Genomic DNA, 23,211 nt, shown 5'->3' on the forward strand with positions numbered 1-23,211 from the left:
TATTGATTTTACTAAATAAAAAAGCCCTCAAAAACTGAGGGCTTTTTTAATACTAAAACTAACGATTTAATTCATCGGATAAACACTGACATACTGTCTGTTGCCGCGTTTTACTTCAAACTTCACAACACCATCAATTAAAGCGAATAATGTATCATCACTACCCTTTCCGACATTTTCACCGGGATGGAATTTTGTTCCTCTTTGTCTGACTAAAATATTTCCGGCTAAGACCTGCTGTCCGCCGAATCTTTTAACACCCAAACGTTGTGCATTACTATCACGACCGTTTCTGGATGAACCTTGACCTTTTTTATGAGCCATTGATAATCTCCTTTAACCTATCTTTAAAACTTCTATTCTTGTTAAGTGTTGTCTGTGCCCGTGAGTTTTTTTGTAACTGATTCTTCTTTTTTTCTTGAACACAATTACTTTATCATCTTTAAGATGTTCTAATACTTTTGCAGTTACTTTTGCACCTTCAACAACTGGATTACCTATTTTTGTTGTTTTACCATCAGTTAATAGTAAAACTCTATCGAAAACAACCTCTGAATTTTCAGAGTCTTTTAATCGTGGTACATAATACTTTGTATTTTCTGTAACTTTAAACTGTTGACCAGCTATATCAACTACTGCGTACATTTTTCATCCTATTTTTCTTTTTTAGAGGTGTAAAAGTAATAAAAATGAAGTATTTAGGCAAATTTATTTAGGGTGTTTGTTCTACAATTTTATAAACAGATATTGAATCAATTTTTCCAATAAATTTAAGTCCATTTGGAGATTGAGCATTATTTGAATAATCAAAAATGTAATTAATTCCCATTTTTTTTGCTTTTTCTAATAACTCTGGTTTATTTAGAGGTAGTTTCTCGGTGCCGTAAAACTTTGAATTAAGAAAATAACTTAGGGCTAGCCCATGATCCCAATAATTTGTTGAGGCGATATTCCCACTAATTTCTAAATTATTTTTTAATGACTTTGCTTGATAATATGCTTTCGTATTCGGTAATTGCTGAGTAATTCCATAAATAAAAAAAGGAATGAATGAGATAATAATTAAAAAACTAATTACAGCAGACTTCAAAGAATTTGTAAAGATTTTTTCATAAAATGAGTTAAGGATAAAAACACCTATTATTGTAATTAAAACGCAGCTTGGCCAGATATACCTGTTTTCAACATAAATTGTAGTATAACCCAGGCCATAAATTATTCCAGCAAATAGAATTTTTACTAAAATCTTATTCTCAATCTCTTTTTTCCTGATGAAAATTATTAAAGAGGATAACAAAGGTGAAAAAGCTAAAATAAAAATAATTAGTTTAAGGACATTTTTCGCGGTATTAGTTAGAAAGTACTTAATATTAGAGAAAGATAAAGGGTTCCATTCTGGATAAGCTTCTAAATCTGGGTCATCCCATGCACTTATAGAATATTGATCAGATGGTTCCGCAAAACCTGATTCAATAGGAGGATGTTTAAAGTTTAGTTCCGGATTAACAATCCTGATATTTATAGCTCCAGAAGTTGAAACAGTAAAAGCTCCATATTTATTACTCAATAGAAAAATCCAGGGCGATATAAAAATCGATAGTACGACTAAACTTAAAAAGTAATTTAATAGAATATTTCTGCTGATCCGTTTGCTTGAATAGTGCTCCATCAAAACCAGGATTGTTTGATAAACAATAAAAAAAATCAAACCATAACTTTTAGTAAGGAACATTATAGCTCCTAAAATTGAAGATATTATGACTTGATTTTTTTTCTCCCAATAATTTTTATCTGAAACTACATAGACATAAGCTAAAGTGATAATTAAAAGAAGGTAATCAGGTGTTAATCTGTAAAAAGAAAAAAATAATGCTGGTAATACGAAGAAATATATTCCCAGAGATCTTATGTTTTTGTTTAATTCAAATCTGATTAAATATTTATCAACAAGGAAAAATAATGCGACTGAAAAAATTCCGAATAATATTCTAGCGAAAATGTGAGGTTCAATTTTGATTAAGAAAGCAGGAATTATCAACCACGAGAACAATGGTCCCCAATAAGCATTAATCGCTTCAGAAAAATTGCCATCAAAATATTTTTTAGAAATTGAAAAGTAGCTTATGCTATCAGCATTTATTCCGTGAATTAAAAACAGTGAACTAACAATCCACAAGATTAAATAAATTGAGGAAGCAACAACTATATGCTTTTTTTCTTGCAAAACGTTTTGCATTAAACGCGTTTGATTAAATGAGAAAAAATAATTGAACTAACTAATTGAATTCCAAATGTACCTATAGAAACAAAGAAAATTGTATCTTTAGAAAAATCAATATTCGAAAAACCATTTCTTGCCCAAAGAATAAATAATATCAAAATAAATCCTAGTGAAATAATTAAAGTTAAAACAGAAAACCAGAACAATTTATCTTCTGATAAATTTATAAGATAATTATAAACTTTAGGTAAGTTTTTCTTTTTTGTTGATAAACCTAAACCAATTGAAAAAATAGATAATCCAATAACTCCAAGAAAGAGTAAGATAAGCATTGAATGAATTCCAAGAATATTAAAAATTCCGATTTTGACAGGACCAACTAGCCATCCCAGAATTATTCCGATAAATGAGAAAAGAAAAAGAAAAGTACCAGCCTGATAAAAAAATTTTGGTGATTCAACCAGAATCTGGAGTAAATGTCTCATTCCATCTCGCCATGTTTTAAGATGAGGGACTCTTCCCTCTTTATCAGGATACAATGTAATATCTATGTGAGATATTTTGGCATTACAACTCAGCGCTTTAACTAACATTTCAGAGGCAAATTCCATACCTGTTCCAACAATATCCCAATTTAAATAAGCTTTTCTATTGAAGCATCTGAAACCAGAATTACAATCTTTAATTTTATTGTCAGACTTTGTGTATAAAAAATTTATGATTGCATTCAGGATAGGTGTTCCTAAATATCTATGCAAAAATGGCATTGATTGTTTTTTGAGATTTTTATTCAGTCTGTTACCAATTACTAAATCATATCCTTTGATTGCTTCAAAGAATAATTTTGGCGCTTCTAAAAAATCATATGTGTCATCAGCATCAGCAAAAATTATGTAATCAGAATCGGTTGATTTTATACCGAAATCCAAAGCAGCGCCATAACCTCTTGTTTCGCAGTGAACAACTTCAGCACCAAAACTTTTTGCAATTTCAATAGAATTATCAGTGCTGCCATTATCGGAAACAATTATTCTTACCGAAAAATCCTTCAGATCATTTTGTTTGATTGATAATATTTTTTCTAAAACAATTGGAAGAGTTTTCTCTTCATTTAAACAAGGAACAATAATAGATAATGATGGATTTTTCATAAAAATTATTTTTTTAGTTTAAAGCTGAATTCGCTTCCAATTCCAACAGTGCTTTTTACTTCCACTTTCGAGTTGTGTGCTTCAATAATATGTTTAACAATTGATAATCCCAGTCCGGTACCTCCAACAGCTCGTGAACGGGCTTTATCAACCCTATAGAATCTTTCAAAAATCCGTGTTAATTGATCCTCGGGAATACCAATGCCTGTATCTCTAACTTTAATCGTTACAAATTTTTTATCTTCCTCAACTAAAATTTCAACTCCACCTTTCTCTGTATATTTTATTGCGTTCTGAATAAGATTTATAAGAACCTGTTTCAATCTTTCTTTATCACCAAAAACCTGAAGACCATTTCTTATTGGATTACAAACGAGATTGATATTTTTTTCATCAGCAAGATACTTCATTTCTTCAACTACGGACAGAATGTAAGGTCCAAGGTCGAAGTACCTGAAGCTCATCTGCATTTCACCACTTTCAATCATGGAAATATTAATCAAATCATTAAGAAGATTACTGAGGTTATTAGTATGATGAGCAGCTTTCTCAAGAAAAGATTTATTAACATTAGAATCGTTGATGGCACCATTTAGTAATGTTTCAATATAACCTTGAATTGCGAAAATTGGAGTTCTAAGTTCGTGCGAGACATTTGCGATGAATTCTGATCTAACTCTTTGAAGCTTTCTCATATATTCAATATCATTCTTGGATTTAATAAACATCTCTTTAATTGCCTGTTCGAGTGAAGAAAGATTTTCAGATAAGATTATTTCATCAGCATTTTGGTAAAAGTTATTTCTGATATTATTGATAATCCCTTCAATTTCACAAAGCTCTTTTCTTCTTTTGCTGCTCAAATAAACTACAGCCAGCAGATTCAAGGCCAGGACAATTGAGATGATTAAAACAAGGTTGTTGAAATTTCCCTGAAGAATTAAAATAGCAGCTACCAATATAGATGAGAAGGCAAAGAGTTCTTTGAAATAATGCTTTGAAAACCTGATATCTTTCTTTAGCTCATTCCACACTTTTAACTTTATACCCCACGCCCTTAATTGTTTCGATCATATCTGCATAATTTCCGAGTTTCTCTCTGATTTTACGTACATGAACATCAATCGTTCTATCAACTACATATACATCATTTCCCCAAATTTCTTTCAGCAAAATTTCTCTGTTAAAAACTCTTTCTGGACTGCTCAAAAGAAAAAACAAAATTTCAAATTCTTTACGAGGGAAATATATTTTTTCACCATCAACAAGAACTGTAAATGTTTTTCTGTCAATCTCAATCGGACCAAAATTAATTTTCTCCGGTAATTTTTCTTTTTTCGGAGAAATCAACTCGGATTTTTTCAGATTGGCTTTTACTCGTGCAATTAATTTTTTGGGAGAAATAGGTTTTTGAATGTAATCACTTGCACCAAGCTCAAGTCCTTTTATTTCGTGAGCTTCACCAGCTTTTGCAGTAAGAAAGATGACAGGTATATCTTTATATCGTTTATCAGAACGGATTCTTTCCATTACCTCAAAGCCATCAAGCTTCGGCATCATAATATCCAACACAATAAGATCAGGATTCTCCGCAATTTTTTCCAAAGCTTGCTGACCATCAGTACCTGTTATTACCTGATATCCTTCGTTCTCAAGATTGTATTTAAGAAATTCGAGAATATCAGGTTCATCGTCAATGAGAAGTATTTTAGACATGTTAAAGCTTTATTTCCTGGTCTTTATTAGCTGATTGATACATTGCTTCTATTATTTTCATTCTCTCTAATGCTTCATCACCGGGTGATAAAACCGGATTCAAACCTTTTACTGCACCTACGAAACTTTTAAGTTCATTCATATATGATTTTTTAAAGAGCGTTGTAGAATTATCAACCTGCGCGGGAGTAAGATCGAGAATTTCATCGTTTATTCTTTTATAAACATGTAATGGATTTAATGTAAAGCTTCCTTTTGTTCCGAACACGCTCAGGAAAAAATGATCTTTATCAGTTGGCATCGACCAGCTAACTTCCAAATTGATAAGCGAATCATTTTTGAATTTGATAAAACTGATTGCAGTATCTTCAACATTTTTTGTGTTATGCTGATATGTTTTACAGGATACAGAATTTATTTCCGGATAATTCATAAGCCAAAGCGCAAGATCAAGCAAGTGAATTCCCAAATCAATTATAACTCCTCCACCAGCTTCTTCTTTTTTCGTGAACCATTTCTCTTCAGAACTCTGTCTTCTCACCCAGCCACATTTTGCATAAAATGGTTCGCCAATTTCTCCTGAGCTAACAATACTTCTTAATAACATAGTATCAGGTCTGTATCTGAGATTCATACCGACCATTAATTTCTTTTTATTCTTTCTTGCGACATCAACAACTGCTTTTGCTTCTGAAAAAGTTCTTGCCAAAGGTTTCTCAACAAGAACATCTTTATCAGCATTGAGACAATCAATTGCAATCTCTTTATGAGTATTAGTCGGAGTGGCAATTATCACTGCATCAAGTTCAGTCTTTTCAAGCATTTCTTTGTAATCAGAAAAACGCTGAGATATACCGAACTTATCTGCAATTGTATTCAATCGGTTTTTTTTAATTTCAGAAACTGCAACAACTTCTGCATTGTCTAACTTAGCCAAATTAGGAAGATGCACTAACTGAGCAATACTTCCTAATCCAATAACTCCGATTTTTATTTTCGGCATTATACTGAAACCTCTTCTTTAGATTTTTTTATTTCAATAAAATGAATAACCTGATTTACAATTCCATCGGGATCAATTCCAAGCAATTTATGGAGTTCTTCTTGCGTACCGTGGTCAACGAATTTATCGGGCAAACCTATTCGCAGGATATCGTTCTTATAATTTTTATCTGAGAAGTATTCAACAATACCGCTTCCAAATCCACCAATAATTGAATTTTCTTCCAATGTAACAATCTTCCTGAATTTCGATGCAACATCATCAAGCAAATCTGTGTCTAGCGGTTTTGCAAATCTCATATTTATTACTTCAGCGTGTACTCCCTGACTTTCAAGTTTCTCTGCTGCTATTAAAGCATAATTAACCATCGAACCGAATGCAAGTAAAGCAACATCTTCACCTGATTTTAATATTTCTGCTTTGCCAATTTCAATTTTTTCAAAACCTGGTTTTACTTCAACACCAAGCGCAGAACCTCTAGGATAACGCAATGCGATTGGACCGTCTTTGTATTCAACAGCAGTGTATAACATATTTCTTAGTTCAGCTTCATCCTTCGGTGCCATAATGACCATACCTGGAATAAACCGTAGATATGATACATCAAATGCACCGTGGTGAGTTGGTCCATCAGCTCCAACAAGTCCTGCTCTGTCCATCACGAAAACAACATGAAGCTTCTGAAGTGCAACATCGTGAATAATTTGATCGAAAGCTCTTTGCAGAAAAGTAGAATAAATTGCTACTACCGGAATTATTCCCTGAGTTGCCAATCCTGCAGCAAAAGTAACAGCGTGTTCTTCAGCAATTCCTACATCAAAATAATTTTTTGGACATTCTTTCTGCAAAATATCCAAACCTGTACCGTCAGGCATTGCGCCTGTTATTCCAACAACCTTAGGGTTTTGTTTTACGATTTCAACAAGAGCGTTTCCAAAAATTGTTGTGTATGCAGGTGGTGCGCCTTCTTTTTTATATGCCTTTCCGGTTAGTTTATCGAATGGAGTTGAGGCATGTAATCTCTGAACATGTCCTTCGGCTGGCTTATAACCTTTCCCTTTTTCAGTTATTGCGTGAATAAGAATCGGACCTTTAAGAGTTTTAACATGTTCAAAAATTCTGATTAGTTGATGAAGGTTATGTCCATTTACCGGTCCAAAATATCTGAAGCCAAGAGCTTCGAAAAGCATTCCGGGAGTTACAACAGCTTTTATACCGCTTTCAAGTCTTGCAGCTATTTTCCTTAGTCTGTCGCCAAATGCATCTAACTTTCCTGTTAAATCCCAAATTTGTGCTTTGAATTTGTTGTAATCCGGATGTGAAATCATTTCTGTAAAGTAATTCGAAATTTGCCATACATTCGGAGCAATAGACATTCTGTTATCATTCAAAACAACAATTAAATCTGATTTAAGAACTCCGGAATTATTCATTGCTTCATAAGCCATTCCACCAGTCATTGCACCGTCACCAATAATTGCAATTACTTTTCTATTTGGTTCATTATTCAAATCTCTTCCGACTGCCATTCCAAGCGCAGCAGAAATACTTGTTGTAGCATGACCAGCACCAAATGCATCATATTCGCTTTCAGTTCTTTTAAGAAAACCACTTATTCCACCAAACTTTCTGATTCTTTTCAGTGCTTCTTTTCTGCCTGTTAAAATTTTGTGCGGATATGCCTGATGACCTGTATCCCAAACAACTAGATCATAAGGAGTATTAAAAACTTTATGAACTGCTACAGTTAATTCAACCGTTCCAAGACCACCACCAAAATGTCCACCGATTTCCGAAATAGTATCAACAAGATATTCGCGAATATCCTTACATAACTGTTTTAATTCAGCAACATCCATCTGTTTTATATCAGAGGGATAGTTGACTTTTGAAAGAACCGGATACTTTTGTTCGTTGGTAGTTTTGTTTTCTCCGTTGTTATTCATCATCACCTTCGTAGTTTGATTTATTACTAACTTCTTTTTTTAGTTTGGTTATTTTTAATTCCGCATTTTCGAGAATAGCTAAGCACTCTTTTGAAAGTTTTATCCCTTCTTCAAAAAGACTTATTGATTCTTCAAGTTTCACATCACCGCTTTCAAGTAATTCAGAAATTTGTTCGAGACGTTTCAATTTCTCTTCGAAAGATTTTGAGGTTTTTCCTTTAGTCATTTCTTTTCCAGCTTAATTTCACCGTCATAAAATTTTATTGAAACAGATTTCCCGGGATTGTAAAATTGTTTTCGTGTAACAAAATTATCATCTTGTTTGATAAGTGTGAAACCTTTCTTTAATGTTTTTTCAATATCGTATGAATTTATAATTGAAAAATATTTCTGAGTTTCTTTCTCTGCCAATAAAATTTTCTTATCAATTTGTTGAGAAATTTTATAAAACAAGTTATCAATCTTTTGATAAAAATTCCTGACCTTTTCTAATGGATATCTGAACATATATGAATCGAGAACATCATTTATTCTTTGTCTGTAATCATAAACGGATTGTTCAATTAATTCCTCCATATGTTCAACAGCATAGTTAATAGCATTTATTAATTCGTTTTTATCGGGAGTAGCTATTTCCATTGCGACTGATGGAGTTGGTGCTCGCAAATCTGCTACAAAATCAGCAATAGTAAAATCAATTTCGTGTCCTATACCGGTTATAACAGGAATTTTCGAATTATAAATAGCCCTTGCAACAATCTCTTCATTAAATGCCCAAAGGTCCTCTATTGAACCTCCGCCTCTTGCAACAATTATAACATCAATATCTTTTAAATTGTTCAATTTATGTAAACTGTCAACTATATCTTCAGCAGCACCGCTTCCCTGAACTTTTGTTGGGGCAATAATTAACTCAACTAATGGAAATCTTCTTTCAGCAACTGAAATCATATCACGGATTGCAGCACCGTCAATTGCTGTTACAATTCCAATCTTATTTGGGAAGAATGGAATTTTTCGTTTTCCTCTCTTCATCAAACAAACCTTCGGCTTTTAATTTCTGTTTTAATCTTTCGAATGCTGCCTGAAGTTCACCTTCACCGGCTGGTTTCATACTCCGAACATCAATCTGATAATTTCCTCTTGGCGGATAAACAGTAATTCTTCCCGTAACGACTACTTTCATTCCATCCTGTGGAGTGAAGAAAACATAATTATTTAATCCACGCCACATAGTGCAATTGATTACAGCATTTTCATCTTTAAGATTGAAAGTACCAGTGACCGGAAATATGAGATTTGAAATTAGATATTTCCCCTTCAACTGAAATATTTTCAAATGCTGACTCGAGAACAAACTTGATTGATTGAGTCAGTTCACTAACAGTAAATATTTGTTTCTCTTCATTCAATATTAAAGTAGAATTATTTTGATGGTTTTAAAGAAAATTACTTTTGAATTTCAATATTGTTCTCAAGTTTACTATAATCTAATTCGGAACCAAGCAAACTGTGAGGAATCAGAAATACAACAAACATTAAAACTGAAGCTGCAATTATCCATCTCTGTAGTTTTGATGAGCGCTTCATCATCACAAATGCTATAATCCATCCAATAAGAGCAATTAAAGTTTTATTGTCTGTTAAATCATATCCGAATGGAAAACCAGTCCAGAAAGCACCGAATGCAAAATACTGAACTAATGGACCAAAGATAAATCCACCCAAAATTAAAAATATCATAGTAAGGTAAACGAGAAGATTATATTTGGGTTCTTTGTTAAAAAATTCCAATCCTGCTCTCGTTGAAAATAACATCGCAAGAAAAATGAAAATAACATGTGGAATCAAAATATAACTTGGTACAATGCCTTTAAATCTTATTACGACAGGTTTATCCTGAGGAATAAGAACCTGATATTCATCATCAGTTAAAATGATTCTGTACTCAAGTTTTCCAGCCGGAGGTTGAGGTGGTAAAGCTCCAACCAGTTCACCATCTTTAAATTTCATTCTCTGAATTCGCCAAGTATCATTTGTCTTATATCTTTTCCATTCGAGAACGCCGGTTACATTTTCATCTCTGACTTTGATTCTTACCACATGATGATCATCGCCAGAATGTGAACGATCAAGTGAATAATTTATTGTAAAATCTTTAAGAACTATTTTACCTTTGATTGGATAAGTCGGACCTGTTAATCGTTGGAAAAATGCTGTACCAATTGTTAAAATTAAAGCAATTAACCAAAGTATTACTGATTTTTTCATTTTCAGATAATAAAATTTTTTGTGGTGTGAAATTTATGAATGTTTAAGCTAAAACTTAACTGCAAAACCTAAGGTCGGAAGAATCGGGAACATATTATTTTGTTCACGAGCAAGTTGCAGGTCTTCTGTAATGTACCAATCATATCCGACAACATTTTTTCTGTTGTAAACATTAACAACATCAAGATAAAAATTCCAATCAAGATTCCAGAAGTTTGCAAGAAAATTAAGACGGATATCAAGTCTATGATAAGCTGGTTTTCTCGCGTTTAATTTTTGATTTCCGAAATCAATATCATAAATAACCTGACCTTCTGCATTTGGATTTCCAAATGGTTTTCGGGTGGCAATTACCGGAGTATCAAAAACTCCGTCACCGTTTGTATCACTATAAATAACTCTTGGCTTTATACCTAATGGAATACTTATAGGAAAGCCGGAACCATATTGCCAGCGAACTCCGACATTAAACCAACTATTAAATTCATAATTAAGAACTACATTGACAGTATGCCTTTGATCAAAACGGAAAGGAAGAGTTTCTCCAGATTCATAACGATCAGCATATGCCAGAGAATAAGAAATCCAACCTGAAAATCTCGAACCTCTTTCAATATTTCTTTTTGCAAGAAAGAATTCAAAGCCATAAGCTTCTCCATCAGAATTGTTAATTGGAATTTGAGTAACCGAATCACCAATAACAGGTACTGGTCTTGTCCAGCTGGCTGAAAGTTTTGGATCTTTTCCCGGAATTGGTTCCGTAATGAATCTTGTCCCAGGAATAATTTTTTGCACTATAAGATTATCAAAATTTTTGTAGTAAGATTCAAATCTCAAACTCCATTCATTAGTCAGCCATCTTTCAATTCCAACTACATAATGAGTTGCTTTTTCTGCTTCGAGTGACTTTGTAAATCTTTCGTCCAGATCGAACAGGACATTTTGATCACGAAGTTTTTCATATCCGGGAGATTGATAATAAATTCCCCAAACAGCTCTTAAAGTTGTGATTTCATCTATTGCATAAGACATCGAAAGTCTTGGAGCAACATATTGCTTATCCAATAGATCATAATAATCAAATCTGAGACTTGGATTGAAATAAAATCTGTTTGTCACTTTAAAGTTATTCTGAACATATGCTCTGTATCTGTTATAATTTTTCACATCTTTTATATCACTCAATGCAGCTCTGAATTGCGGGTTCGCTCTGAAAATAGCTTCAAGCTGAGGATCAAGTTCAAAGTTAAAATCAATTGTTGTTTCCATTCTATCAAAACCAACTCCGGCTTCAAAAGTGTTTTCACCCCAAAGGTAGGTGAATTTATCATCGAAAGAGATTTTCCGATAGTCAAATGTTCCATTGAATTTAAAACCAAGAAGATATGGTTTTAATGTATCAGGAATTGCATCTTCGAAAGTTGATCTGTTCAGTGATGGATCAAGAATTTGAGAATCGAAATCCGTATCGCCATTATTTTTATACCAGGATACAATTACTTTGTTTAATAATTTTCTGGAAGGTGCAAAATGCCAGGCAGCAGCCAGAACATCATTTCTTGTAATATTAAAAACTCCAACACTATCCGGAGTGTTTCTATCTTTTCCACTAATTACATTTACTCCATCGCGCGAAAGTATTCCATTTAAGAGTATTTTACTTCCGTTAAAAGGACCAAAAACAAGCTTTGCCTGAAAGTCATAAAAATTTGGGAAGGAAGTGTTATCATCAACTAATCCGGCACTTTTAACAAAAGGTTCAATGATCAAATCATAATATGTTCTTCTGGAATTTATTAGCCAGCTTCCTTTTATGTTAAAAGGATTTCTTCCTTCCAAAACAATATTCGCATCAACAATTGAAGCATTGATATTTCCTTTAAACGCTTTGGATGCATCGCCCTCTCTGTTGGTAACATCGAGAACCGCAGATAATCTGTCACCATACTTAGCCGGAAATCCACCTGAAATAAGATTTACATCTGAAACTGCATCAGGATTGAACATACTTATCACACCATACAAGCGATATGGATTAAAGACTTCAATATCATCCATAATGATTAGGTTCTGATCCGGACCACTGCCACGAACAATTAGCTGAGAAGAAAAATCATTTGGGGCAACTACACCGGGAAGAGATTGTAATGTTCTGAAAACATCTTCAACTCCACCAGCAAGGATTTTCGCACTTCTGGGATTTAAATCTATGAGACTTGTTCTAGTGTCTTTTTGCTCCTGTTGTCTTAAAGCAGTTACAACAATAGTTTGAACTTCAATCACTTTTTCCTTTAAAGTAATATTCAGTTCAACTGTTTTGTCAGGAAGAATTTCAACATCAATTTCCTGAGTTTCGTAACCAACTGCACTAAATCTTATTTCAAGTTCTTTGGCAGGAAGATTTTTAAGATGATATTCTCCATCAGTATTTGTTGCATCACCAATACCAAGCTCAGGCACAAATACATTAACAGATGGAATTGGATTTCTTCCATCAGTAACTTTTCCTTTGAGATTGCCTGATTGAGGAAGTATTAATGTTGAATAAATTAAGATTATTAAAATTATAAATCGCATAGAATTTCTTTTTTCATACAAACAAAGAATTTTGGAAAATCATTCCAAAATCCATTTATAAATAAATAGAAAAGAATCCCGAGTAAAGTCCCAAATTTATCTCGTGAAAGTGCGATTTATTCCCGGATGGTTGAAAATTGTATCTGTAACGAGTGAAGATTGTGAAAGTATCAAAAAGTCTGAAAAGTCCTATTGTAAATTCAGCTGCAATGCCATTGTTTCCGGCAAAGTTTGTGTAACCTCCAATTCCCGGAGCAACATATTCTATTACTGGTAACTCAAATAATCTTTTATAACTCGTTCTGAAAAATTTTTTGTCCTCTGCTTTGAAGATGTATGTTAATTCAATTGCAAAATATGATGCGGGATATCGAAAGCTTTTTGATCTGAATGACAGGAATGGAATTTCTTTTGTCAAACTAAAATATGATTGACCATTTTGTATTACATAGTTTGGTGTCGGAAGAAGAAAAACAAATCCACCGAATAAACACAAAGTAAGTAAACTTGAACCTCCGGTTATAACAGGTTCATATGGTAGATCGAAATCAAAAGTTTCTGAAGTAACCCGATTGCCAAGAGAATCCTCCACCTGAATAACAAACTGCACTTGTTTATCGATAAAAAATAGTTTTGTTATATCAATCTGAATATTATGCATCTCTTCAAAATCTTTGCTCACTACAAATTCATATTTCTTATCTAAAATTACTTTTGACTTAGCAGGAATATCAGTGTAAAATGATAAAATAAACGGGTGAGGTGTATCGGGTTTGCAATATGCATCGATGAGAAATATTTCAATCCCTTGCTGAGTTGTGTCTTCATTCTGAGCATAATTGAAATGACAAAGAAATACCGTAAATAAAAGTATCAATAATTTATTCATAAAATTCTGCTTTTGTTTAAAGCAAACATAATCAAAGGTTTATAAATCATCGTTGATTAATTTCTCAATAGGAAATACTATTTATTTTTCCAGAGCCTGCTTAACATCTGCTATTAAATCTTCAATGTCCTCAATTCCAACTGAGAATCTGACTAAGGAATCAGTCAATCCCATTTTATCTCTTTCCTCTTTTGGAACCGATGCGTGAGTCATTGATGCAGGATGACAGATAAGACTTTCTACTCCGCCAAGACTTTCAGCGAGAGTAAAAATCTTAACATTATTCAGAACTTTTTTAGCAGTTTCAATATCGCCAAAGTCAGCGGACACCATTCCGCCAAATCCTCTCATTTGTTGCTTTGCAAGTCCGTGTTGCGGATGTGATTTTAGTCCTGGATAGATAACTTTTTTAGCAAGTCCTGATTGTTCAAGAAAGTTCGCTAATTCAATTGCATTTGCTTCGTGTTGTTTCATTCTTACAGCAAGCGTTTTCGTAGAGCGAAGAACAAGCCAGCAATCAAATGGCGATGGAACTCCACCAGCCGCATTCTGAATGTATCTTAATCTTTCGTGAAGCTTTTCATCGCTTGTGACTAAAATGCCCCCAATGATATCGCTATGACCATTTAAATATTTTGTTGTTGAATGAAGTACAATATCAATTCCAAATGTTAATGGATTCTGAAAATAAGGACTCATAAAAGTATTATCACAGACAGAAATCAGATTATTCCGTCTGGCAATTTCTGTAACTCCTCTAAGGTCAGTAATGTTTAGCATTGGATTAGTCGGAGTTTCTACATAAAGCATTTTTGTATTTGGCTTAATCGCCTGCTCAATGTTTTTCAAATCAGTTGTATCAACCCAGGAAAAATCCAATCCGTAATTTTTCATATTCAGTTCATACAGACGATAAGTACCACCGTAAACATTGTTTGAAATAACGATATGATCGCCTGCTTTTACTAAACTCATAAGTGCATGCGTTGCTGCAAGTCCTGATGCGAATGCAATTCCATACTTACCTTTTTCAAGCGCTGCAATATTTTTTTCTAATGCTTGTCTTGTCGGATTATGAGTTCTGCCATATTCAAATCCTGTACTTTTACCAAGCTCATATTGAGCATAAGTAGATGTTTGAAAAATCGGAGTTATAACAGCTCCTGTTATAGGTTCAGGAATTTGTCCTTCGTGAATTGCGTCCGTTGAAAAGCCCATTTGTTTAATCTTTCCTTTAATTGTTAAATATCATCAGTTAGAGTATTGAATATCGAATTATGAATGTCGAATATCGAATGTCGAATTTTTCTCTAATTATTTTTATCCTTTTTTGTATTCTTATTTGCTGTATCGATACTTTTAACAAAAATTGAAATAAGTTCATTGCATTCAGTAATTCCTTTATCAACTAATTCTATATCATCTATCAAAGGTATTCTTTTTATAATTTTCAAAGCCACTCTTGTTTCTCTTAACTCCTTCAACAAAATTTTAAACTTATGAATAAAATCACTTAATGATTCGGCACTTTGAGCTTCGCCATAATTTAATGAAGGCGAAGTCCCTGAACGAACTATTTGTCCTGCAATGTGATTTCCTGCTCGTGAATTTTTTAAATTTTCGGCAATTTTAATTATTAACACTGCGAATTCTATTAATCTATCTTCCAGATCATATTTTTTATTTGTGTTTTTGTTCATAGCTCATTCATTAAACTAATTCAATATTCGAAATTCAATATTCGTCATTCGATATTTAAGAGAATAATTAATTTGAAGACTTCTTTGTTCAATATATGATATACAAAGAAAATTTTTTTACACACTCAGATTAATCAAATCATATCTTGTAATTATATCCGTAATCAATCCAAAGTCGCTGACAAGGATTGCAGGATTTTCTTTCAGATATTTTTTTACTTCAGCAATTTCTGTTTTTGCATCAAGAACAGGAAGAGATTCTTCCATAAGGTCTTTAACCTTTGCATTGTATAAAGTTGGGTCTTCGACAAGCTTTGCGAGAAGTTTATTTTCTCTGATACAACCAATTGATTGTCGTCCTCTCAGCACGGGTATATTTGAATAACCTGTTCTGCTGATTAGCTCAAGTACATCCTTAATTGAATCGGTATCTTTAACAGAAACAATTTCTTCAAAACCTCTTTGTTTCTTGATGTCAGATAAATCTCTTAAAATTCTTATTTCGGGATCAAGCATTCTATTCTGTCTTAACCATTCTTCATTGTGCATTTTGGATAAATATCTTTCACCTGTATCACACACGATAAAAACAATTACATCATTCTCAGAGCATTCTTTTGCTACCTGTAAAGCCACATGAACAATTGTACCTGTGCTTCCACCACAGAATATTCCTTCTTCAAGAGTTAGTTTTCTTGCAGCAGCAAAAGATTCTTTATCGCTAATGTTGTAGATTTTATCTATATATTGAAAATGAACATTCGCAGGCAAACAATCCTGACCAATACCTTCAACCAGATACGGAGTTCCTTTAATCAATTCACCGGTTTCTTTATAATGTTTGAATATTGAGCCAAGCGGATCAGCTGCAATAACCTGAATGTTTGGATTTTTTTCTTTCAGAAATCTTCCTGTGCCACTGATTGTCCCACCAGTGCCAATACTTGAAACAAAATGAGTAATCTTTCCATCAGTTTGTCGCCAGATTTCAGGACCGGTTGTGCGATAATGCATTTCGGGATTAGATGGATTTGAATACTGATAAGCAAAGAATGAATTCGGAATTTCTTTGTGTAAGCGTTTTGCTACATTCACATAATACTCAGGGTCATCAGGATCAACAAATCTTGATACTACAATAACTTCGGCGCCTAAAGCTTTCAGATAATTAATTTTTTCCTGACTAACTTTATCAGTAACAACGAAAATACATTTGTAACCTTTTACCGCAGCAGTAAGTGCAAGACCAATTCCGGTATTACCACTTGTTGCTTCTATAATTGTTCCGCCCGGTTTTAATTCACCTCTTCTTTCAGCATCTTCAATCATTGCAAGTCCGATTCGGTCTTTAACGCTTCCACCAGGATTAGCTGACTCGAGTTTAGCGAATATTTTTGGCTTAAGACCTTTGTTGATCTTATTAAGTTTTATGAGAGGTGTATTACCAATCTGTTCGAGTATATTGTTTTTATATTCCACTTAGATTCTCATTTAAAAAATTTGTGAGGCAATTTTACACAATCCTTATTTATGATAAAAGTTAAAATAATGTTCAGTTGTTACATTTTTATAGAATTAAAGATGCATCGTTGTGACAAAAAAATAATATGAATATTTTTACTTCAGTTAAATTCCATTTTAATAATGGAGTTGAATATGAAACTCAAAACTATCCTGATTAGTTTCCTTCTTTTTTTTCTTCCCTGCTGTAAAAAATCAGATAATAATCAGACAATAACGGAAAATAAGTCTGTGCAAAAATATTTCTGCTACATCAACAGGTTGTACGAAACAGATTCTGCCAATTTTATAGAAGTAGACCTGGTGAATTTACTCACAGGTGATTCAGCAATTTCTGCATCAAAAAATTTTGGTGATGCGGAATTTGAAATTAATGATAATGGCGATACAATCTGGTTCCTTCCTAATGACTATTATATGATGAATGTCCGTATTGACTCATTAAAGTTTCAGCTTGATAAAAACTGCAAAATGGATGTTTGGATTTCCGATCAATCAACTAATTATCAGGTTACTCAAAAAAGTTTATCTGCTCCTGAAATCTTTAAAAAGTATATTGACTCAACCAAAGTATTTGAAATCTATTTGTCAGAAAACTATGTAACTACTATAAAAGAATTCTGGACTCCATAATTCATTTATATTGTAGAAAAAATTGCCTGATAGAAAAATTTTCCAATTTTTTATTCTATTCACTTAAGGGCTAATCTTAATAGTCCCCCAAAAATTCAAAAAATTGATTGATTTTCAATTTTTTTATATTTTTTTTGAGAAAATTGACAATTGTTGTTGTGGAACAATGATTGTTTAGTACTAAATCAATTAGCTAATCCGGATAAAATTTTTGCTAAAAAATAGTTGTTCAAATTACAGGAGGTTTCTTCATGAACAATTTTAATTCGTTCTTTAATCGATTACACAAATATCAAAAATATCTGCTTATAACAATTCTGATGCTCTTTTCTGTTCAGGAAATTTCAGCTCAGTCAGTAATTGTGAATCTGCAAGCTCCTCCACCTTATCAGATGAGAATTGAAGATATGTGGAATCTTGTGATCGTTAACAGAGAAATCGAAAGACAGGTTTATCTGCACGGAACAGCAATTGAATTAACTACAGGACTTATAGTTGATGTGAGTACTTCTGTTTTTAATCTGCCAACAGGAAGTAAAAGAGTTCGTGCTGCTGATGTCGGAACAATTACAATCAATCAGAAAAACAGTAATTATCAATCTGTAATTAACCGTTTATCGGCTTTACCAAATGGTTCATATGAAATTTGTATTGAAGTTATTGATGCAAATTCCAATTCCGTATTGGGAGTTTCTTGTATAACTCAGGAAGTGCTAAATCTTTCTCAGGTTACTTTAATGTATCCGGAAGATCAGGCAATTCTGAATAATGATGAATCAGAGACTGAAACTACCCGTTTAATTTCGAAAGATAAGCTTAAGGGGGAGACTGAAGATGAAACTACAGGTATAATTTCGAAAGATAAACTTAAAGGGGAGACTGAAGATGAAACTACAGGTATAATTTCGAAAGATAAACTTAAAGGGGAGACTGAAGATGAAACTACAGGTATAATTTCGAAAGATAAACTTAAGGGGGAGACTGAAGATGAAACTACAGGTATAATTTCGAAAGATAAACTTAAGGGGGAGACTGAAGATGAAACTACAGGTATAACACAACAGGAAAATGATAATAACTTAAATGCAGGAGAAAATTTAAGGGGAATTGAAAAGAAAGATATCTGGAGAGGAATGTTTAATGCTAAACTCGGGACACAGAATTCTAAATCGAGATTAAAAAGCAGTTCGATGGTTTTCAGTTGGTTACCACCAACTCCTGTTCCTCAGAATACCTTAATTTCATACAGAATAAAGATTGTTGAAATGTATGACAATCAATCGCCATACGATGCAATGCAATCAAATCCATTTTTCTTTTCTGCATCAGGAATAATCAGTACGAGTTTTCAGTATCCTGTTGCTGCCAGAGAATTTAATCCTGATAGATCCTATGCATGGCAAGTTGAAGCTTATTCGCAAGGTTCACTGTTAGCATCAAGTGAGATTTACACATTTTCATTCAAACCAAATAATCAGATCAAAAGATCAATCAATGATGCAAAAAGAAGTATGCTCAATATTATAAGAGCATCGAATATAATAATTGATAATTTGCCTGAAGGATTAAGGTCATCATCTTCAAATATCTTTACTAATAATTCATTAAGTTTCAGAAGCGGAAACCTATCAGGAACAAATAATCTTTTCAGCATTCCGAATTTACTTGGAAGTTTACTTGGTAATTCTGAAACAAAAGCGGTTAGTTTTGGTTTTGAAGGTGAATTATCCGGCGAAACAGCCAGCAGAAGAGGAAGCGGCTCAGATAGAAAACCTTCATACGGTTATTTAAGATTTACGCCCTCAGTCAGTCTTTATGGAATTCCATTTGGATTAAATTTGCTTCTCTCATCTGAAAACTCTGCAGGAAGACAAAATATAAATTCAGTTTCATTCTTTTACAGTGTTGATGCTGCAAGAGAAGCAATCGAAAATCAAATAGAAGCAGAAGGTGAAGAGAATGTACCAGGACTGATGAAATTTTTCTCTTACTTTAATTCGTTTGGAATCGGGACGAATTATCCCTCATACACACCATTCACAATGCAGGGAGCGCCGGTATCGGGCTTAAGTTTTGAATTCAATCCCGGTTGGTTTTATCTGGCAACAGCATTGCAACAAAATCAAAAACCAATAAACAATACTGCATTCAGAAGAGATTTGTATGCAGGCAGAATAGGTGTTGGAAAGAAAGATGATTCACATCTCTTTTTGACCGGTATTTACTCAAAAGATAAAGCAGGTTCAATTTTAGTTGATTCAACAAACAGAATTTTAACTCCTAACACAAACTATGTTTTTGGTATTGATTCGAGATTAAATTTATTTGAAGATAAATTTTCATTAGAAGGAGAAATTTCCGGTGCAATGTTAACAAGAGACAACCGCGATCCGGATTTGGTTAATGAAGACATTCCCCAATTTGTAAGAAATATTTTTCAACCTAAAGTCTCAAGTCAGGTTGATTATGCTTATTCATTAAAAAGTACTTTCAACAATAGTGAATCGAATACCAAAGTAACTGCTGGTGTAAGAATGATTGGACCGGGTTACAGAACTCATGGAAATCCAACATTACGAAACGACAGATTTGAAGTTGAAGGGAAAGTCGATCAGAAATTTGTTCAAAGACAAGTATCAGTAACTGCATCTATGAAATATTATCGCGACAATCTTATCAATTCAAAACTTTATACAACTACCACACTTGCTCCGGGCATTCAGTTAGGCTTACGATTTAAAAATTATCCATCATTAAATCTAAGTTACAATCCAAACTTTCTCTCAAATGATTCAAACGATCCTTTGAAGAAAGTTGATTTTAAAAATCATTTGTTTACTGCTAATACTGGCTACAACTTCAAACTGAGTAATGATATGAATTTATCTTCAAATCTTTTTTATATGTTCAATAAATCTAAATCGCTTGATAGTTTGAGTGGTTATACATTAAACAGCTTTACATTATCTGAAAATCTCGCATTCAAATCTCCATTAGTTATTGGTTTTGGTTTCGGAATGAATTTTATGGACTTTGCCGGAATGTCAAGTACAATCACAAACATTGATGGAAATGTAGGTTATACTTTCTTCGAGCAGTGGAATAATGTTTTGGGAGTTTATTATTCCTTTGAGAAGGACAAGAATAATCGTTTAGGATTTTATCTCAACTCAACTTATGACATTTCAGAAAATATTAGTGCCGACTTGCGAATTGAAAAAAACAATTACTCTGATAAAATTCTTAGCACAAATGATTACGATGAAATTTTAGCAAGAACAACTATAAGAATTAAAATATAAAATTTGAAGGGAGGCTGACAGATGAAAAAATATTTCACAGTTTTTCTGATTTTATTTTTATTTCATTCTGTTTATTCACAAACTCAGGTTATCTCAAGATTAAAGCAACCACCACCAAATCGTTTTGGTATTTCTGACTTGTGGTCTATTGATTTAAATAACACTACGAGAAAAGAAATCAAAGGTTACATTGTCGGAACTCTTTCCGAAGACAATGACGGATTAATTGTTGAAGCCAGAACAAAAATATTTACTATCAGACCTGGCAACAACACTTATACACAAAAAGATTTTCCTAATGCAGATGTTAATTACTACAACAATCGGTACAAAGAAATTCTTTTAAGAACCGGCGGAGCTCCTGACGGTGATTACACAATTTGTATTACAGTCTATAATGAATCTGATGAAATTATTGGACAGGAAAATTGTATTTTTCATTCGGTAAGAATTGCAGTTCCAATAACTTTAATTTCCCCAGATGACGACGAAATCGTTAATACTGAGCAGCCAATTTTATTTAGCTGGAGTCCATTACCAGAAACACAAAAGTACAACATTAAAATAGTTGAAGTACTCGATGGTCAATCACCTTTTGTTGCAATTGAACAAAACAGACCACTTGTAGAAAAAAATATTTTTGGTAGTAATAGTTTTCAGCTAAGTCAGTCAGAAGTTAAGTCTTTTTTAAGAGGTAGTGAAAGGAAAGATATCAGAAGAACTTTTGCGTGGCAGGTTAAAGCCGGAGAAAGTCAAAGTGATGTGTATGTTTGGAAGTGCTGCAAGTCAGCATTGACAAACAATAATGAACTTGATTCTCTCGAGATAGTTGTCTTTAATTTGTGTGGATCAAAAAATGTTAATGTGGGTGAAAACCCAACTAAAGTTATGGATAAAGATTGTAATGGCCACGGTAATTTGGTTGAAAGTCTTTTAGAAATTTTTAATGACGAAAGCTTTGTAAGTGAATTTAAAAAAGTATTTACCAGAGAACAGCAAAACGGAATACTTTGGAGGATTATTGATCACGAGGGAATCCACGATACAATAAACTTAGACAATAAGAAAGTAAGATTCAGAGCTGGAGCTGAGTTAGCTGATAGAGTTAAAAAAGCTGTAATTGATGGCGGAAGACGAATCATTGGCGCCGGACAAGTTACAGAAATTCTTAAATTAGCAAATCAGCAATCAAACAGCAGAAATTTGTTGGTGTTTTTATTTGCTGACAACGAAGAAGTTTGGGATCTTATCTTTCCAGGAGATAATACCGGGAATCACTCTGATTCTACATCTTTAAAGATGAATGTAGGACAAGTAACCACTCTATTGCTCGGTGCTGATTTTGAAGAATCTGGTGCTGTTACTTTAGTTCTTCGGCAAAGAGGCGGTGAAAAAATTGAAAATATTATTAGTAATACATTCAAAAATAATGATTGGAATAATATTACTTACAAAAGAACCAGTGCTTCGCCCAATTTAGTTATTAAAACTAAATCTCTTCCATATAAGATCATCAAAACAGAAGCACAAAAGAAAAATTTCAGGATAACTTTATTGTATCCTGAAGGTCAAATAGCTGAATCGAATCTTGATAATTTTCAGAGTGAGCTTGAAGAGTTTGTCAGAATTTTAATTGCGGATGAAGTTGTAAAGCCTACTAAAAAATTTACAGTCACAAAGCAAACACAAGGAGCAACTTTTGGCGAACGGGTAAATGCAGGGTTAATAAATTTTATCAAAGAAGAAAATAGTGCAGAGTTGGGTGAAGAAATTCTTATTTTGTTCGGGACTCCCACTAGCAAGACCGTGCCTTGTCCTCCAGAAGGTTGTGGTTGTACGAATGATGGCGGCGTATCCTGCAGTTGCAAACATTGGCCAGGAAACACCGAGTATTGTTTATGCAAATTATGTCCAGATATAAAAGAAATTGAAATGTTAGATATTCTACCTCCTCCAAATAGCGGAAATGGAATCACAACTAAAGACATATTAATCATTTTGAAAAGTGATAAATCTACAGAAGATAAATCAGTGATTGAGATAGGGAAAGAAGGATTAAATAAAGTTAGTCAATTAAGGAAAAATAATATTGAGTCTTTAATAATTAAGCAAAAATATCAGATTGGTGTAAATGAACCAGGTGTAAACTAAAATTTATTTATATGCATTACAGAATCATATAACTAATACTGGTTTAATAAAATTAAATAGATAATCAAGATTTTTGCTAAAAATGGATAAGTAATTATTTTCAATCGCCCAACTTCTTATACGGAGGCAA

At 33.1% G+C, this 23,211-nt stretch carries 21 protein-coding genes; 3 read left to right on the forward strand and 18 right to left on the reverse strand.

Going from position 1 to position 23,211, the window contains the following annotated elements:
* Positions 1–66 precede the first annotated feature (66 nt).
* From rpmA to Q0X14_RS05370, 18 genes are all read right to left on the reverse strand, one after another.
* Complete coding sequence (gene rpmA / locus Q0X14_RS05285; RefSeq protein WP_297843446.1) at positions 67–324, reverse strand: 50S ribosomal protein L27; 258 nt, start codon at positions 322–324, stop codon at positions 67–69.
* A 12-nt stretch (positions 325–336) separates the two neighbouring features.
* Positions 337–645, reverse strand: coding sequence for a 50S ribosomal protein L21 (gene rplU, locus Q0X14_RS05290; protein ID WP_297843448.1), 309 nt, complete (start codon positions 643–645; stop codon positions 337–339).
* 67 nt (positions 646–712) lie between these two features.
* Positions 713–1,567, reverse strand: coding sequence for a hypothetical protein (locus Q0X14_RS05295; protein WP_297843451.1), 855 nt, complete (start codon positions 1,565–1,567; stop codon positions 713–715).
* Between the two features lie 668 nt (positions 1,568–2,235).
* Positions 2,236–3,372, reverse strand: coding sequence for a glycosyltransferase family 2 protein (locus tag Q0X14_RS05300; RefSeq protein ID WP_297843453.1), 1,137 nt, complete (start codon positions 3,370–3,372; stop codon positions 2,236–2,238).
* Positions 3,373–3,377: 5 nt separating this feature from the next.
* Positions 3,378–4,406: an ATP-binding protein gene (locus Q0X14_RS05305; RefSeq protein WP_297843456.1), complete on the reverse strand. Its 1,029-nt coding sequence runs from the start codon at positions 4,404–4,406 to the stop codon at positions 3,378–3,380.
* Positions 4,396–5,088: a response regulator transcription factor gene (locus Q0X14_RS05310; protein WP_297843458.1), complete on the reverse strand. Its 693-nt coding sequence runs from the start codon at positions 5,086–5,088 to the stop codon at positions 4,396–4,398. Before Q0X14_RS05310 ends, Q0X14_RS05305 begins: the two co-directional genes overlap by 11 nt.
* A 1-nt stretch (position 5,089) precedes the next feature.
* The gene (locus tag Q0X14_RS05315; RefSeq protein ID WP_297843461.1) at positions 5,090–6,091 is read right to left on the reverse strand and encodes a Gfo/Idh/MocA family oxidoreductase; all 1,002 of its coding nucleotides are present in this window, start codon (positions 6,089–6,091) and stop codon (positions 5,090–5,092) included.
* Positions 6,091–8,037 (reverse strand): 1-deoxy-D-xylulose-5-phosphate synthase, encoded by a 1,947-nt coding sequence (dxs, locus tag Q0X14_RS05320; protein ID WP_297843464.1) that lies wholly within the window; start codon positions 8,035–8,037, stop codon positions 6,091–6,093. The genes Q0X14_RS05315 and dxs overlap by 1 nt, the downstream gene beginning before the upstream one ends.
* Entirely contained in the window at positions 8,030–8,263 is a 234-nt protein-coding gene (gene xseB, locus Q0X14_RS05325; protein ID WP_297843467.1) for an exodeoxyribonuclease VII small subunit, read from the reverse strand. Before xseB ends, dxs begins: the two co-directional genes overlap by 8 nt.
* Positions 8,260–9,072 (reverse strand): exodeoxyribonuclease VII large subunit, encoded by an 813-nt coding sequence (gene xseA, locus Q0X14_RS05330; RefSeq protein ID WP_297843470.1) that lies wholly within the window; start codon positions 9,070–9,072, stop codon positions 8,260–8,262. The genes xseB and xseA overlap by 4 nt, the downstream gene beginning before the upstream one ends.
* Positions 9,032–9,370, reverse strand: coding sequence for an exodeoxyribonuclease VII large subunit (locus tag Q0X14_RS05335; protein ID WP_297844722.1), 339 nt, complete (start codon positions 9,368–9,370; stop codon positions 9,032–9,034). The genes xseA and Q0X14_RS05335 overlap by 41 nt, the downstream gene beginning before the upstream one ends.
* Complete coding sequence (locus tag Q0X14_RS05340) at positions 9,300–9,449, reverse strand: exodeoxyribonuclease VII large subunit (RefSeq protein ID WP_297843473.1); 150 nt, start codon at positions 9,447–9,449, stop codon at positions 9,300–9,302. The genes Q0X14_RS05335 and Q0X14_RS05340 overlap by 71 nt, the downstream gene beginning before the upstream one ends.
* 37 nt (positions 9,450–9,486) lie before the next feature.
* Positions 9,487–10,308, reverse strand: a complete 822-nt coding sequence (locus Q0X14_RS05345) for a hypothetical protein (protein ID WP_297843476.1) — start codon at positions 10,306–10,308, stop codon at positions 9,487–9,489.
* Positions 10,309–10,356: 48 nt separating this feature from the next.
* Positions 10,357–12,885, reverse strand: a complete 2,529-nt coding sequence (locus Q0X14_RS05350) for a TonB-dependent receptor (RefSeq protein WP_297843479.1) — start codon at positions 12,883–12,885, stop codon at positions 10,357–10,359.
* 55 nt (positions 12,886–12,940) lie between these two features.
* Positions 12,941–13,774, reverse strand: coding sequence for a hypothetical protein (locus Q0X14_RS05355; protein WP_297843482.1), 834 nt, complete (start codon positions 13,772–13,774; stop codon positions 12,941–12,943).
* A gap of 81 nt (positions 13,775–13,855) precedes the next feature.
* Positions 13,856–14,992: a PLP-dependent aspartate aminotransferase family protein gene (locus Q0X14_RS05360; protein WP_297843485.1), complete on the reverse strand. Its 1,137-nt coding sequence runs from the start codon at positions 14,990–14,992 to the stop codon at positions 13,856–13,858.
* A 92-nt stretch (positions 14,993–15,084) separates the two neighbouring features.
* Positions 15,085–15,474: a four helix bundle protein gene (locus Q0X14_RS05365; protein WP_297843487.1), complete on the reverse strand. Its 390-nt coding sequence runs from the start codon at positions 15,472–15,474 to the stop codon at positions 15,085–15,087.
* Between the two features lie 117 nt (positions 15,475–15,591).
* A complete protein-coding gene (locus tag Q0X14_RS05370) occupies positions 15,592–16,953 on the reverse strand; it encodes a pyridoxal-phosphate dependent enzyme (RefSeq protein ID WP_297843490.1) in 1,362 nt (453 codons plus the stop codon).
* A 177-nt stretch (positions 16,954–17,130) separates the two neighbouring features.
* Between Q0X14_RS05370 and Q0X14_RS05375 the strand changes: the two genes are divergently transcribed.
* The 3 genes from Q0X14_RS05375 (at position 17,131) to Q0X14_RS05385 (ending at position 23,081) form a co-directional block, all read left to right on the forward strand.
* Complete coding sequence (locus Q0X14_RS05375) at positions 17,131–17,628, forward strand: hypothetical protein (protein WP_297843494.1); 498 nt, start codon at positions 17,131–17,133, stop codon at positions 17,626–17,628.
* Positions 17,629–17,879: 251 nt separating this feature from the next.
* Complete coding sequence (locus tag Q0X14_RS05380; RefSeq protein ID WP_297843497.1) at positions 17,880–20,930, forward strand: hypothetical protein; 3,051 nt, start codon at positions 17,880–17,882, stop codon at positions 20,928–20,930.
* A gap of 21 nt (positions 20,931–20,951) precedes the next feature.
* A complete protein-coding gene (locus Q0X14_RS05385; RefSeq protein ID WP_297843500.1) occupies positions 20,952–23,081 on the forward strand; it encodes a hypothetical protein in 2,130 nt (709 codons plus the stop codon).
* Positions 23,082–23,211: the final 130 nt, after the last annotated feature.

The sequence above is a fragment of the Ignavibacterium sp. genome (genome assembly GCF_025998815.1).
Classification (GTDB): Bacteria; Bacteroidota; Ignavibacteria; order Ignavibacteriales; family Ignavibacteriaceae; genus Ignavibacterium.

Bases quoted from the DNA above. Each gene is read 5' to 3' on its own strand.
- rpmA (WP_297843446.1), bottom strand. From the start codon at position 324: ATGGCTCATAAAAAAGGTCAAGGTTCATCCAGAAACGGTCGTGATAGT.
- rplU (WP_297843448.1), bottom strand. From the start codon at position 645: ATGTACGCAGTAGTTGATATAGCTGGTCAACAGTTTAAAGTTACAGAA.
- Q0X14_RS05300 (WP_297843453.1), bottom strand. From the start codon at position 3,372: ATGAAAAATCCATCATTATCTATTATTGTTCCTTGTTTAAATGAAGAG.
- Q0X14_RS05310 (WP_297843458.1), bottom strand. From the start codon at position 5,088: ATGTCTAAAATACTTCTCATTGACGATGAACCTGATATTCTCGAATTT.
- Q0X14_RS05315 (WP_297843461.1), bottom strand. From the start codon at position 6,091: ATGCCGAAAATAAAAATCGGAGTTATTGGATTAGGAAGTATTGCTCAG.
- dxs (WP_297843464.1), bottom strand. From the start codon at position 8,037: ATGAATAACAACGGAGAAAACAAAACTACCAACGAACAAAAGTATCCG.
- xseB (WP_297843467.1), bottom strand. From the start codon at position 8,263: ATGACTAAAGGAAAAACCTCAAAATCTTTCGAAGAGAAATTGAAACGT.
- xseA (WP_297843470.1), bottom strand. From the start codon at position 9,072: ATGAAGAGAGGAAAACGAAAAATTCCATTCTTCCCAAATAAGATTGGA.
- Q0X14_RS05345 (WP_297843476.1), bottom strand. From the start codon at position 10,308: ATGAAAAAATCAGTAATACTTTGGTTAATTGCTTTAATTTTAACAATT.
- Q0X14_RS05350 (WP_297843479.1), bottom strand. From the start codon at position 12,885: ATGCGATTTATAATTTTAATAATCTTAATTTATTCAACATTAATACTT.
- Q0X14_RS05355 (WP_297843482.1), bottom strand. From the start codon at position 13,774: ATGAATAAATTATTGATACTTTTATTTACGGTATTTCTTTGTCATTTC.
- Q0X14_RS05360 (WP_297843485.1), bottom strand. From the start codon at position 14,992: ATGGGCTTTTCAACGGACGCAATTCACGAAGGACAAATTCCTGAACCT.
- Q0X14_RS05365 (WP_297843487.1), bottom strand. From the start codon at position 15,474: ATGAACAAAAACACAAATAAAAAATATGATCTGGAAGATAGATTAATA.
- Q0X14_RS05375 (WP_297843494.1), top strand. From the start codon at position 17,131: ATGAAACTCAAAACTATCCTGATTAGTTTCCTTCTTTTTTTTCTTCCC.
- Q0X14_RS05380 (WP_297843497.1), top strand. From the start codon at position 17,880: ATGAACAATTTTAATTCGTTCTTTAATCGATTACACAAATATCAAAAA.
- Q0X14_RS05385 (WP_297843500.1), top strand. From the start codon at position 20,952: ATGAAAAAATATTTCACAGTTTTTCTGATTTTATTTTTATTTCATTCT.